The organism is Chryseobacterium sp. 22458, assembly GCF_052044975.1.
Classification (GTDB): Bacteria; Bacteroidota; Bacteroidia; order Flavobacteriales; family Weeksellaceae; genus Chryseobacterium.
This window is the reverse complement of the sequence record NZ_JBQEOA010000009.1, coordinates 39,174-53,713: the sequence shown is the minus strand read 5'-3', so window position 1 is coordinate 53,713 and position 14,540 is coordinate 39,174. Positions and strand designations below refer to the sequence as shown.

Annotated in this window: 11 protein-coding genes; 6 read left to right on the top strand and 5 right to left on the bottom strand. The window is 38.1% G+C overall.

What is annotated here, in order from left to right; all coding sequences use genetic code 11:
* Positions 1-175 precede the first annotated feature (175 nt).
* From ACTJJF_RS21410 to ACTJJF_RS21395, 4 genes are all read left to right on the top strand, one after another.
* On the top strand, positions 176-1,186 hold the full coding sequence (locus ACTJJF_RS21410) for a zinc metalloprotease (protein WP_440700968.1): 1,011 nt from the start codon (positions 176-178) through the stop codon (positions 1,184-1,186).
* A 445-nt stretch (positions 1,187-1,631) separates the two neighbouring features.
* Positions 1,632-2,648, top strand: coding sequence for a zinc metalloprotease (locus ACTJJF_RS21405; RefSeq protein ID WP_312304741.1), 1,017 nt, complete (start codon positions 1,632-1,634; stop codon positions 2,646-2,648).
* A gap of 385 nt (positions 2,649-3,033) precedes the next feature.
* Positions 3,034-4,038 carry a zinc metalloprotease gene (locus tag ACTJJF_RS21400; protein WP_312304742.1) on the top strand — a complete coding sequence of 335 codons (1,005 nt, stop codon included), beginning with the start codon at positions 3,034-3,036 and terminating at the stop codon, positions 4,036-4,038.
* Positions 4,039-4,128: 90 nt separating this feature from the next.
* Positions 4,129-5,514, top strand: a complete 1,386-nt coding sequence (locus tag ACTJJF_RS21395) for a phosphatase PAP2 family protein (RefSeq protein ID WP_440700967.1) — start codon at positions 4,129-4,131, stop codon at positions 5,512-5,514.
* Between the two features lie 39 nt (positions 5,515-5,553).
* On the opposite strand, the gene ACTJJF_RS21390 is transcribed toward ACTJJF_RS21395, so the two are convergent.
* Entirely contained in the window at positions 5,554-7,419 is a 1,866-nt protein-coding gene (locus tag ACTJJF_RS21390) for a M1 family metallopeptidase (protein ID WP_440700966.1), read from the bottom strand.
* Positions 7,420-7,526: 107 nt separating this feature from the next.
* Positions 7,527-9,896, bottom strand: a complete 2,370-nt coding sequence (locus tag ACTJJF_RS21385; RefSeq protein ID WP_440700965.1) for an outer membrane beta-barrel protein — start codon at positions 9,894-9,896, stop codon at positions 7,527-7,529.
* A gap of 282 nt (positions 9,897-10,178) precedes the next feature.
* Between ACTJJF_RS21385 and ACTJJF_RS21380 the strand changes: the two genes are divergently transcribed.
* On the top strand, positions 10,179-11,498 hold the full coding sequence (locus ACTJJF_RS21380) for a sensor histidine kinase (RefSeq protein ID WP_312304752.1): 1,320 nt from the start codon (positions 10,179-10,181) through the stop codon (positions 11,496-11,498).
* On the top strand, positions 11,488-12,174 hold the full coding sequence (locus ACTJJF_RS21375) for a response regulator transcription factor (protein ID WP_440700964.1): 687 nt from the start codon (positions 11,488-11,490) through the stop codon (positions 12,172-12,174). The genes ACTJJF_RS21380 and ACTJJF_RS21375 overlap by 11 nt, the downstream gene beginning before the upstream one ends.
* A gap of 3 nt (positions 12,175-12,177) precedes the next feature.
* Here the strand turns inward: ACTJJF_RS21375 and ACTJJF_RS21370 are convergent, their stop codons facing one another.
* The 3 genes from ACTJJF_RS21370 to ACTJJF_RS21360 form a co-directional block, all read right to left on the bottom strand.
* A complete protein-coding gene (locus ACTJJF_RS21370) occupies positions 12,178-13,005 on the bottom strand; it encodes an endonuclease/exonuclease/phosphatase family protein (RefSeq protein ID WP_440700963.1) in 828 nt (275 codons plus the stop codon).
* Between the two features lie 67 nt (positions 13,006-13,072).
* Positions 13,073-13,276: a hypothetical protein gene (locus ACTJJF_RS21365; RefSeq protein WP_440700962.1), complete on the bottom strand. Its 204-nt coding sequence runs from the start codon at positions 13,274-13,276 to the stop codon at positions 13,073-13,075.
* A gap of 2 nt (positions 13,277-13,278) precedes the next feature.
* A complete protein-coding gene (locus ACTJJF_RS21360) occupies positions 13,279-14,535 on the bottom strand; it encodes a S8 family peptidase (RefSeq protein ID WP_440700961.1) in 1,257 nt (418 codons plus the stop codon).
* Between the last annotated feature and the right edge of the window lie 5 nt (positions 14,536-14,540).

Genomic DNA, 14,540 nt, shown 5'->3' with positions numbered 1-14,540 from the left:
ACAAAAACAACTTTTTAAAAATTAAATAAAATTCAACACTTAACGTAAAAAGAAAGAATATATTCAATAAAAACAATAATTAAATAAGAATAATTTAAATAAATTGTAAAATTATTTGCACATTAATTTCAAATAATATAATTTCATACCCTCAAAAAAATAAAAAAATTGTGATATGAAAAAAATCTTATTTGGAGCTCTTATGCTCGGTTTAATGACAGCCTGTAACAGTGACAATGTGAACAATCAAAATGAAGAGTCTACGGAAACTTCTGTTCCGGCTGCCGGAGCTGCCTCCCTGAGCAGAAGCTGTCTTTCGGAAGAGATAAGACAGGAGGCCTTACAGAACAGCCCGGAACTGAGACAAAGGTTCGCTGAACTGGAGACCAATACACAAAAATTTTCCAATGAAATACAACTTGGAAAAGTTCTTACAGACGGTACTGTCGAAATTCCTGTAGTGGTAAATGTTTTATACAGCAATGATGCCGAAAATATTTCGGATGCGAGAATTGCAGAACAAATTGAAGTATTGAATGCTGATTATAGCGGTACCAATACAGACATTACAAAAGTTCCTTCAGAATTCCAGCCTGTAAAAGCCGGGGATGTAAAAGTAAAATTCAGACTGGCCAATACTGTAAGAAAATCCACAACCACTACAAGCTGGGTAAGAGATACCATGAAAAAATCAGAGAATGGCGGAATAGATGCAACAAGCCCAGCCAATTACCTTAATATATGGGTGGTAGGCAAAGTGGTAAGCAGTGATGGAAGAACCATTCTTGGGTACGCAACCTTCCCTGAATCTGCCGGATTATGGAATGACGGAGTTGTAATTCCTGCCCCTTATTTTGGAAAAACAGGAGCTGCAGCCAACTTCAATCTGGGAAGAACAGCAACCCATGAGGTAGGACACTATCTGAACCTAAGACATATATGGGGAGATGCAAAATGTGGTGACGACCTGGTAGCAGATACTCCAACACAAACCTCAGAAAATTACAATACACCTACCTACCCGCTTTACAATCGTTGTAACGGGAAAAACAGATCTGTAATGTTTATGAACTATATGGACTATGTAAACGATGCAGCTATGTTTATGTTCACAGCCGGACAAAAAACAAGAATGCAGTCTGTAGTAGCTTCTACCGGTGCAAGATCCGGATTAAGAGAACTCTAAGACTATAAACCTTTTTTAAATATTTAAATCTATCTCAGATGTGAGATAGATTTTTTTTATGTTTTTACACTTTTCAAACTGCAGAAATTTAATAAAACAACAACATTAGAATGATAATATATATTATAAATAAAAAAGAAGAATAAATCAGCACATAAATAACTTTTTATCTTGAAAAAATTAGTTCTACGATTGGATTTACAATAAAAAACATTCTATAAATTACAAAAAACACTAAATTATTTACACTTAAAAATACACTATCCTGTGAAATATAAAAGAAAATTGTTGAAATTGATTAAAATTCAACATAAATGAATTTAATTTAATATTTAACCAATTAAATAGCCGATTAAATAAGAATAATTTAAATAAAATGTAAAATAATTTGTATTTCAATTTTAAATAATATAATTTCACACCCTCAAATTCAAAATATAGTGATATGAAAAAATTCATGTTTGGAGCCCTGATTCTGGGCGTACTATCGGCCTGTAACACAGACAGCCTTACCAATCAAAATGAAACCCCAGTGAACCAGGAGGAGGCTCCTGCAGCAAGTGCTTCGAAAAGAAGTTGTCTTTCGGAAGAAATAAGAGAGAAAATGCTGCAGAAAAACCCTTCCCTGAGACAAAAAATGAGCGAAATTGAAGCCGGAGCCGAGAGATACGCCAATAACCTTGCAATGGGCAAAGTTCTGGCAGATGGAACGGTGGAGATTCCGGTTGTTTTTAACGTAATCTACAATACGGCAACCCAGAATGTCTCTGATGCAAGAATTGCAGAACAGATTGCAGTTCTGAATGCCGATTATGGCGGAACCAATTCTGATGTTACTAAAATACCTTCCGCATTTCAGCCTTCCGCAGCCGGTGATGTAAAAATCCGTTTTAAGCTGGTAGCAACCAACCGGAAACAAAGCTCAAAAACAGGTTGGCGATCTGATCTTGAAGAAATGAAAAAAGCCAGCACAGGAGGTATTACAGCTACTGATGTAACAAAAAATATGAATATTTGGGTAGTGAACTCAATACTTGACGAAAATAATCAGCCCGGGACTTTAGGATATGCTTATTATCCGGAACATGCAGGACAATGGTATGACGGTCTTGTAATTGGCTATAACTATATCGGAAAAACAGGAGCTTCTGCCCCATTCAATCTTGGAAGAACAGTCACACATGAAGTAGGACATTATCTGAATCTTCCACACCTTTGGGGATCAAGCGATGCAGGATGTCTGACAGATTACTCTAATGATACCCCGCTTTCTCCCGGCCCTAACTACGGAACTCCCACCTATCCTCTAAACAGATCTTGCGGAGGGGTAAGCCGTTCTCAGATGTTTATGAATTATATGGATTATGTGGATGATAAAGCAATGTTTATGTTCTCTGCCAACCAGAAAACAAGAATGCAGGCTGTTGTTTCAGCATCCGGACCAAGATCCGGATTAAGATAATTCAGTTACTTTAAGTTTTATTTTTTTAAAATTTCAAAATCTATCTCTGTTCAGGGATAGATTTTTTTTGATTCATGTAAAATCAGTAACAGGAAAATTATAATAAGAGTAGTAAATACTGACAACAGAACTTACCACTATCCGAACCTCTTCTTTGTTAAAAAATTTCTACAAATCTTATAAAAATTAAAATTATTTACATTCAAAAACGCACTTTAATTTGAAATCAGATACACTTTTTCAAAAATAATTAAAATCCAAAACAAACATCAATATAATGAATTATACATAAATAAACAATAAATTACTTATCAATTATAAATATAATTTGCAAATCAATTAAAAACTATATAAATTAGTATTCTCAAAAATTAAAATAACGATTATGAAAAAACTACTTTTTGGAGCACTTATGCTCGGTGTAATGTCTGCCTGTAACAGTGACAACATTAACAATCAAGGTGAGACTCCGGTTGATGAACCCGCTGTTTCTGCTGGTATAGCTCAAAGAGGCTGTGCTTCTGAAGAAATACGACAGGAAGCTTTAAAAAACAGCCCAGAACTCAGACAAAGGTTTGCAGCTCTGGAAAACAATACAGAAAAATTCAGTAACGATATCAAACTTGGAAAGGTGCTTTCTGACGGAACTGTAGAAATCCCCGTGGTTGTCAATGTCATCTACAAAACAACAGCAGAAAATGTTTCTGATTCAAGAATTGCAGAACAGATTGCTGTTTTAAATGCCGATTACTCAGGTACGAACAGTGATGCCAGCAAAATCCCTTCAGAATTTCAATCTGTAAGTTCTGGTGATACGAAAGTAAAATTCAGATTGGTAAACACCATCAGAAAATCGACCTCAAAAACAAGCTGGTCAACAAATGATGATATGAAAAAGGCTTCCAAAGGAGGTATTGCTGCTACAAATCCTACAAATTATCTGAACATCTGGGTGGTAGGCAAAATGACCAGCCAGGGAAGAACAATTCTGGGCTACGCAACATTCCCTGAATCTGCCGGATTATCAAATGACGGGGTTGTAATTGCCGCTCCTTTTTTTGGCAAAACAGGCGCATCTTCTCCTTTCAACTTAGGAAGAACAGCTACTCATGAAGTAGGACATTATCTGAATCTAAGACACATCTGGGGAGATGCTAATTGCGGAAATGACCAGGTAAGCGATACCCCTACACAGACAACTGCTAATTACGGAAAACCTACTTATCCTCTTTACAATACCTGTGGTGGGGTAAACAGATCTGTAATGTTCATGAACTATATGGATTATGTGGATGACGGAGCTATGTTTATGTTCTCTGCCGGACAGAAAACAAGAATGCAGGCTGTAGTAGCTTCTACCGGCGCAAGATCCGGACTAAGAGTTTATTAAAATCAATTTTTTAAATATTTAAAATCTATCTCATCTATGGGATAGATTTTTTTTATACTTTTACGCCACTTAAACCTCAGGGATTCAACGATGAAAAAAATAGTACTGGCATCATGCATATTACTGCATCTCTGCTGTTATAAAGCACAAGACACCATTCACACCAGAAATCTCCAGGCAGATCTTGCGATGATACAGTCTGATCTCCCTTTTCAGGAAAAAAAGCCTTTCTTTAAAAAGGAATGGGTGAAGAAATCTGTGGCCCCTGCTATTCTTTTTACAGCTGCCGCTGCTACATGGGGCGAAAAGGAAAATATCCGTGAGGTAAGAAACCGCTATCTTCCCAATTTTAAAGTCAAGTATGATGATTACCTTCAATACGCTCCGGCTGTTGCGGTTTACGGATTAAAACTTTCCGGTGTAAAAGGACGGAATAATCTTGGAAGGGCCACCCTTTCTTATGGTACCAGCTTAGCTATTATGGCTATTTTGGTGAATTCAATTAAATACACATCAAAAGTAGAGCGGCCGGACGGATCCAAAAATAATTCTTTTCCTTCCGGACATGCTGCCATGGCTTTTACCAATGCAAGCTTCTTACATAAAGAATACGGACTTGTAAACCCGGCATACAGTATTGGCGGTTATAGTGCTGCAACTATTACAGGGCTGGGCCGGAACTTGAATAACAGGCACTGGGTCCCTGATATCCTTGCCGGTGCAGGGATCGGGATTATCTCTACGGAACTGGGTTATTTCTTCATCGATAAAATTTATAAAAACAAAGGTGATAATTTAAGTATTTTATCCAGAATACAAGGAAACGACTCCCCTTCTTTCCTTTCTTTAAAGATGGGTACAGCGTTAGGTACCACCAACTTCCTCCGGGAATCAGAACTGGATGACAAAAAACAGATCGGTTTTGAAGGCGGACTGGAAGGTGCTTACTTCTTTTCAAAAAAATGGGGCGTAGGAGCAGATGTCACTTTCAGCAGCTTTCCTATCAAGCCGCAAAGAATTACCTTTGATGATGGACAGGACTTTGGGGAACATAGCATCAGAACCCAATCCCTGGGCTTCCTGGCAGCAGGTATAGGACCTTATTTCTCTCATGATTTTTCAGACAAATGGCAGCTTATGATAAAGGCAACTGCAGGATATTCAGCAACCGCCAGTGGTAAAGTGTTTGTAAAAGGAGATGGTATTGACACTCCCAACCATGAACTTGAGATAGCGAAATATAAGCCTAAACCGGCTTTCCGATGGAATACGGGAGCTTCCATGACCTATAAATTCAATCCGGGACTTGGCCTTACTTTTTATACAGATTATAATCAGATCAACTCCACTATACGTTATCATTTCAGCGATGACATCAAGGAAAGTGCAGAACTGGATGAGGAGCTCAACCATCTTATTGCCAAAGAAAAGATCAATTATATTACGTTAGGCTTACGATTAACTGCGTATTTTTAAAACATAAAAGCCTTCAGATATTTTTGAAGGCTTTCATTTTTATAATGCTTTTGTATTATCTCCCGGTGTATAATCCATGAAAAGATCACCATCAAGTTTTACAGATTTCACTTTTTTCTTGATAGGAATGACCAGATCTGTCAGTTTTTGATCTTTTTCCCAGATAGAAGGTGAGAAATGCAGTTTTTCAGTTGTTCCGTCTTCATAAGTCAGCACTGCATCGAATGGAATTGCGAATCCTCCTACATTCGTTACATTTACTGTAAGCAGATCATTCATCTGAGAAGCTCTTTCCACCTTAAGATCTATATAATTATTGGTATAAAACCAGTTGTGGAAAAACCAGTTCAGATTTTTTCCGGACCCCGTATTCATTGAGTTGAAATAATCCCATGGCACAGGATGCTTACCGTTCCAGTTATCCATATAATGATGTAATGCTTTTTTGAATAGCTCATCCCCGAGATAATCTTTCAGGGCCAGATAAGACAAGGAGGCTTTTACATAAGAATTGTTTCCGTATCCGGCACCGCTCACCTGGGTACTCATGGTGATCAGGGGCTGATCCTGTTCTGCTGAAGGATCATTGATCCATTTTTTGACACGGAAATTTTTATAAAATTCTTTAGCTGCTTCTTCCCCGTTCTCATCAATTCCGATAAGGTATTCAAGTGTGGTTGCCCAGCCTTCATCCATAAAAGCATATCTCGTTTCGTTGATTCCCATATAAAAAGGGAAATAGGTATGAGCTATTTCATGATCAGCAGTAAGCCTTGCATCTTTCAAATCATCCGGAATACTGGTATCATTGATCATCATTGGGTATTCCATATCGGCATACCCTTGAATTGCGGTCATTACATTATAAGGATATTCCACTCCCGGCCACTTTTTAGAAAACCAATCCAGGTTATACTGCATCCATCCTACATACTGTTCAAAATCTTTTGCCCCGTTTTTGTATCCGGCCTGTACGCTTGCTCTCTTCGTTTTTAGCTGAACACTGGCTGCATCCCACACATAGTGATTGCTCATGGCAAAACAAAAATCCGTAATATGATTAGCTTTGAATTTCCAGGTATTCCATTTGTTCTGGCGGGTTACTTTCCCGGATTTCATTTCCTGTTCCGTAGCAATATGCATTACTTTATCACTTTTCAATGAAGCTCTATATCTTTTCAGATATTCAGTGCTAAGCACATCTTCCGGATTAAGGAAATCACCGGTTGCCCAGACAACGTAATTCTTCGGAGCTGTGATGGCAAAGCTGTAATCATTAAAGTCATTGTAAAACTCCTGTCTGTCTGAATGCGGAAGCATATCCCATCCGTTATAATCATCGTATACAGAAATTCTCGGGAAAGAATAAGCTACATAGAACGTTTCAGGGTCTATCTGCCCTTCTCTCCCACTTTGTACAGAAAGAGGGTATTCCCATTCTATTCTGACCTCAGCTTTAGATTTTGATTTTAAGGCAGACTTTAATTTTACTTTTTCCACAGTTCCCCAATCATCACTGTTAATCTCATATTTCTCATTATTTACAATGAAAGATTTGATCCTGAGTCCGGAAGAGAGAAAATCTTTAGATACAAATCCTGATCTTGGCGACTGAGGCTTGTGAAGGTTGTTCACAAATCTTATGGCCAGCTCATTCAGTGCATCCGGGCTGTTGTTGGTATAAACAATTGTTTCTTTTCCGGAAACCACTTTTGTTCCGGCATCCACTTTTACTTCTACATTATAGATTCCTTTATTCTGCCAGTAGTTTTTACCAGGTGCTCCTGAAATATCACGGGTTCCTTTTTCATAGGCCTTTTTGATATTTCTGGGCATATATAACTCCTGCGCAGACCATTGCATCAGCGAAACGACCACCAGCATTCCGGAAAAAATTTTCTTCATATCGATCTTTTTAAAGATAGGTATCAAAAATAGCGAAAAAGTGACAGCTGGCGGTAATTTCTTTTGTAATAATGTTTTATGATAATTAATTATTCACTTATAATATTTTATAATCTTTCTTGCTCGGCAGCCTTCCTGATTGTTTTAACATTTTTCACAGACTGATTTCCAAAATTGAATTTTAATGAAAATGTGACCCCCTGAGCATCTATATAATCAAGGAAATAATTATCCTGATTAGCGTACTTTGTACTGACCTTCTGGCCTGTCGTTCTGAAAATATCAGTGAATATAAGGGATGCTTCAAGCTTTTTACTAAAGAACTTCCTGTTCATCACAAAATATGCAGACCAGTTACTGGAAATCCTGAAAGGCCCCTGAATTCCCGGGGAATAATAACGGTGTCCCATTTCCATTTTCCAGTCACTTGCTTTATCCAAAGTGAAACTTGTGGAAATATTGGAACTCAGATTCCATACTTTATTCTGATGCAGGATCCCGTCAACATCATTGAAATAGTTCTCATTATGCTCAAGGTTTTCAGATACAATAATATTCCACCAGGGCTTTACTTCGAAATTTTTGTATAAGCTTAAGCCAAATGCCTGTGCCTTCTCAATATTGGTGAAATGATACACCACATTATTGGTGGCCGATACCTGATAAGAAATCTCCATAGACGGGAACAATTCTTTACGGTAGTACAGATCCACATTCCAGTTCTTCCAGGAATAGGTAAGATTGAGGTTATGGGTAATGGTTGCCTTTAGCTGCGGATCTCCCTGAAAGTATGAAAACAGGTTATAGTAAGACTTTGCAGGATTCAGCCATGAGTAGGAAGGCCTGCTGATTCTTTTACCATAGGAAAACCCGAATTCTTGTTTGTTTTCTGTAGTATATTGTGCATAAAAAGTGGGGAAAAGCTTCCAGTAATCACTTTTATTAAGTTCATAAGGTTCAGATACAACTCCTTCAAGATTGGTCATTTCAGCACGAAGCCCTCCTTTGAAGTTCCATTTTCCTATGTTGTAGGAAAGTGAAGAATACAAAGCAAAATTATGTTCTTTATAGTCAAAGATACTGCTCTTTTCAGGCCTGTATTCCAGTACTCCGTTTTCATTGTCTGAGAAATTCAATATGCTGCCGGTCTTTACAAAACTGTATTTCGTACCGGATTCGAGCTCCCACTGATCACTTTTCCATTGATAATCCAGCTGGGTAGAATACAGTTGTACATCGGCTTTATTCTGAGTCATGAAATTATCTTCTCCCGGCGGCTGGCCTGCAAAATTCAGATGGGTTATCACATTCTGATATTTTCTGGTATTATTTCCTGTAAAGTAACTGATCCATGACAAACTGCTTTTCTTATTCAGTTTTCGGTCGATCTGAAAGCTTAAGGAATTATTGATTGCCCGGGAGTGATGATCGTTGATCGTAGCGTAATCAGACTCTACAATATCCTGTGCATTGTAAATATGGGTGGGAACGTTGTAAGTTCCAAAAGATTTCGGAGAAAAATACCCTGAATAGTTGAGGCTTAAGTTGGTGAGACTGTCCAGCTCATACTCCACGTTGAAGTTCAGGGTATTCTGGTTATAGTTTTTATCCTTCCTCTTCATCGTACTGACCCATCTGGTCTGGCTCTCAGAGTAATTGACATAGTCTGTCCCTTCTCTGTAGTACGTTCCTAAGCCTCTGTAATAGCTTGCCATGACGGAAAGCTTATCTTTTTTAAAATATTGGGAAAGGCCAAAAACACCTTTCGCATATTGTGTCTGTATATATTTTGAGGAGACAATCCCCCGGTAGCCTTCTATCTTATTTTTTTTCATTACAATATTCAGCACGGCACTTCCTGAAGCTTCATATTTTGCGGGCGGATTTGTGATCACCTCTACAGATCTGATCTCATCTCCCTGTGTGTTTTCCAATAGGTTCTTGAGTTCGTCCCCTGTCAGCATTACTTTTTTATCATTGATGGTCACCAGGATCCCTGTACTTCCTTTCACTGTAAGTACATTATTACTGACACTCACATTGGGAGTATTCTTTAAAATCTCCCAGGCATTCAGTGAAGAAATATTGCTGTTTTCCACATTGAATTCCAGGCGGTCCACCTTTCTTTTCACCAGAGGTTTTCTTTTCGTCATGACAACTCCTTCTATTTCCTGAGTTTCTTTTTTAAGAATAATCCTCAGATCTTCAGGGTTTTCAAGGTTCAGCAACTGCTCATATAAAGAATACCCTTTCACCGTAGCTACCAGTTTTATATTCTGTTCTGCAATACCTTCTAAGGTAAAACTCCCTCTGCTGTCTGTCTTCAACTCTCTGATGAGTTCATTATCAGAATTAAAAAGCTCAATCTTTACCGCCGTAAGTTTTTCATTTTCAATATTTTCAACTGTTCCGTCTACCTTTTGTTTCTGGGCAAAAACCAACACCGAAAAACACAGAAAAAAAATAATTTTGTTCATAACTACATTGTCTTTTATGGATGCAAAACATATTGCGGTTGCTTTACAGGACAAAATTCTAAATTGGGAAGGAGAATTTCGGTTAATAGAAGGTTAATGATGGGTTAATGTCCTTTCTGCCCGAAAATTTACCGGCTAAATTCACTGTTTCTTTGCGTATTATCTTTTAAGCCTTATCTGCAATTTCTTTAGTAGAGAGCACCTGTTTTATTGTATGGTTAATGAAAGGTTAATCTCTCCATATTATTTCAGGAAAATGGCTAAAGCTTTATCTTTGTTTTGATGATAACCAAGAGCAAAAATCTGATCTTCCTCTTTGCCACCTTATTCCTTCTTCTGCTGGGAATACAGGTGTATTTTATGTACAAAACCTATCAGGTAAAGGAAAGAGATATTTACAGATCCGTAAGTGACGGGCTTAGCAACTATGCGGACAAGCTTGAAAACATTCATGATGCTGAGGAGATGAAAAGTGATACGCTTCAGAGGAATATCAGCAAATACTATAATAAAGAAATCGGCCAAAAGGAATTCATCCGTCATTTTGTAGAAGACAGAAAAGCGTCAAGAGAAAGGTTAAACAATTATATTGAGGACCGCCTGAAAAAAGACGGCTATAAAATATCTGCGAGAATTCGGTACACTTCTATCATCCATCTTCCTGACAGCATCAGACTGATCAATCAGCCCATCATTATTTTCGAAACAAAAGCTAAAGTCAAAAAACCTAAAATCACCACTACAGGAACCTGGAGAACCTCTTCTACCAAGGAACATACAGGTAAAGACATTAATCAGGAGAGAGAAACATTCTTTGTCAGCAGCCAGACCGATTTTGAAATTCAGAATATAAAATCCCTGGTTTTCAAAGAGCTTACCCTATTGATTTTCTGCTGCATTATCCTGCTTGCCAGTGTATTGCTTCTCTATATTTTTACGATCAGAAACCTGATCAGACAGCAAAAGCAGGTAGAAGTTCTCCACACCGTTGTGGATAACATTTCCCATGAGTTTAAAACCCCTATCGCAACTTTAAAGATAGCATCCAAAACTTTAAAAAAAGGCTGGAACCCTGATACTCTCCCCCTTATTGACCGGCAGATTTCCAGGCTTGAAGGTCTGATGTACCAGCTCCATAAGGATGAAATACCTGAAGAAATCATAGCCATAAAACCTGAAGACTGGGATTTTTTCATTCAGGATCTTGCATTCACTTATCCTCATACAGAATTTAAATTTGAAAATAAAGTCAATGAAAAGCTTCCTTTTGACAAAAACCTCATGGAAACTGTCATTAAAAATCTCTGTGAAAACAGCATCAAGTATGGGGCTTCCATTGTCAGGATAAACACAGGCTGCTCAGCTCAAAATCTGGACATTGAAATCTCAGACAATGGCCAGGGCATGGAAAACAGGGAACTTACCAACATTTTTGAAAAGTTCTACAGAATACAGTCCAATAATGTACACAACAGCAAAGGACTTGGGCTCGGGCTTTATTTTGTAAAAAAAGTAATCACCTCCTATCATGGTAAAATAGATGTTTCCAGCCAGCCGGGTATAGGAAGCACATTTAAAATATCACTTCCTTATGAAAACTAAAATCCTTCTGGCAGAAGACGATCCGGATTTCGGAATGATCCTGAAACAATATCTGGAACTGGAAGATTTTGAAGTCACCTGGTTTCAGAATCCTGAAGACATTGTCCCGATTGTAACTTCTGATTTTCCTTTTCATATTGGTATTTTAGACGTAATGATGCCCAATATGGACGGTTTTTCTCTGGCTAAAATCATTGTAAAGGAAAGAAGTAGTTTTCCGCTGCTGTTCTTAACTGCAAAAAATCAGAAAATAGACCGACTGACCGGACTGAAAATAGGAGCAGATGACTATATTCCTAAACCGTGTGATCCGGAAGAACTGGTTTTAAGAATTAAAAATATACTGAAAAGAACCTTACCGGCTGTTACAGAAACTCACATCAGAATCGGGCAATATCAATTGGATACCCAGAAACTCCAGCTTTCGCATCCTGATGGGAATGTACGGCTGACAGTTCGTGAACAGGAACTGCTTCTGTATCTTCTGAAGCATAATCATTCTATGATCACAAGAGATAATATCCTGGATCATCTCTGGGAAACCAACGATTACTTCACCGGAAGAAGTCTTGATGTATTTATCAGCAGAATCCGGAAATATTTCAGCCATGATCCGGAAGTAAAAATCCAATCCCTGAGAGGAATTGGATTTGAGGTTGATTTTCCAACCGGATGATTTTTATAGGGAAATATTCACAATGACCGGGAAATGGTCTGACGGATAAAGAAGATTTTCTCTTCTGTCGTTGATATGCCTGTGAGATCTTATAGTAAATCCCTTTGTGAAAATATAATCAATTCTGTCTTTTGGAATTTCATTCACATTGAAAGCCGTGAAAGTTCCTACCGGACCGTAATGTTTGGTTTCTGAGTGATAGAAAGTATCTTTCATATTCGTGGAAAGTATTTTAATCGGTTCGGAATCATCGGTCAGGTTAAAGTCTCCGCTCAACGTTACAGGTAAGTTTTTCGGATTAAGTTCTTTGATTTTTTTAAGGATAAGTTCTGAAGATTTTACCCTTGCCACATTTCCCACGTGATCGAAATGAAGATTCATTGCAAGGAACTCTTTTTTCGATTTTTTATCTTTAAAAACTGCATAAGTACAGATTCTGTTCAGTGCTGCATCCCATCCTTTTGAAGGTTTCTCAGGAGTTTCAGACAACCAGAATGTTCCGGATTTTAGTACATCAAGCCTGCCGGTGTCATAAAAAATAGCGGAAAATTCACCTTGCTCTTTGCCGTCATCTCTTCCTACACCGATATAATTATAATTTTTCAGACCGCTCTTAAGGTCTTTCATCTGCTCCGGCAATGCTTCCTGCACTCCGAAATAATCAGGATGATAATAGGTCAGCAGGTCAGCAACGTCCTGCTTTCTTTGTGGCCAGGCATTTTCTTTATCCGATTCAACATTCAGTCTGATGTTGAAGCTCATTACGGTAAGGTCCTGCGAAAATCCCAATACTGAAAGCATCAGGAGCATCATTGAAAATCTGAAATTCATACGCTTATTTTATCAATAAGAGACAAAAATAAAACTTATCTGCGACAGAGGAGCCTTACTGATATGATTATATTGTTAAATTATTCTGATCTTCTTCTACCGTTAGGAAGTAATCCTGAAATCCGTCAGCTGAAATTGGCTGTTCACACTCGAGTTTCATCACTCCGATGGCTGTATAATGAGCAGCAAGTCTGATATGTCTGCTTTTGAGAAGGGTTTTCAGCTTTTCCAGATTGATATCTTTTTTTAAAACTGCCAGATAAGTGATCATATTCATATTTGTATTAATCCGTTTCCTATATCTCTGTATTTAATTCCTTCAATGGGTCTGGCTTTATTTTCAATAAGTTCCCAGATCTCTTTTGCTGATTTACCGGGAAACTGTTCCATATATAAAGCAGCAAGCCCGGAAACATGCGGTGTGGCCATGCTGGTTCCGCTCATAGCATAGTAAAAATAATTTTTATTCTTTGCATTTTTTGGGTAAGCACTCACGATGTCTACGCCTGGTGCACAGACATTGATATTTCCTCCTGTGGAAGGATTAAGTCCTGCATTTGAAAATTTAGCGACCTTCATCTGCATATCAATCGCTGCAACAGCCATAATCGATTTTGAATTCGCCGGCATTGAAACCGGCTGTGGAATCTGGGGTCTACTGCTGTCATTACCTGCCGCCGCTATAATAAGACAATTATTTTCAAGGGCTCTTTCTCCTATGGTTTCAAAAAGGATGGATGGCTGATCATTAAGTTTCACCGGGGATGCAAGTGAAAGAGATAATATTCTGAACTTTTTTGTAATGGCCCAGTCTATGGCATCAATCACACTACCGGTGGTACCTCTTCCGCTATCAGAGAGTACTTTGGCAATCTTCAGGTTAGAGCTCCCTGCAATTCCATATCGTATTTTAGCATCATTTCTGGTATTTCCTGTGGCAACGCCTGCACAATGTGTTCCGTGGCCATTGGGATCTCTGTTCCAGTCTTCTCCATCTATGAAAGATTTACCTTCAATTTCTCTGGATGAAAAATCCGGATGGGAAGTTTCAAGTCCTGTATCCAGAATGCAGATATCTACACCTTTTCCTGTATACAAAGTATTTTCAAGGCCAATTGCTGTTAATCCCCATTCCATTTCAACCTGTGTTTTCTGAGGCAGAGGTTTGCCGGCCATGTATTTTTCAAGCTCTGAAATTTTTTCCACAAGTCCGGCTGACTGTTTTTTAAGTTCGCTGATGAGCTGCAGTTCATCTGCAGGAAAAAACTCCCGCTCCTTTTCATAATAAATGATAGGATTTGATTCGTTATCCACCGCATTTTTCAATTGCTCTTCATCCATATTTTCTACCACCAGAACGCCAATATTTTTATAAAGAACACCATTATTCTTATTAATAATTTCATAAGAACGGTTTTCACTGGAGAGAAATTCGGAGGAAGTAATACTCACTTCAAGCTCTTTCTCTACTTTTTTGATTGCGGTTTTCTGCTGATCTTCCAGCAGAACAATATATCTTCCGGTTTCCATAACGA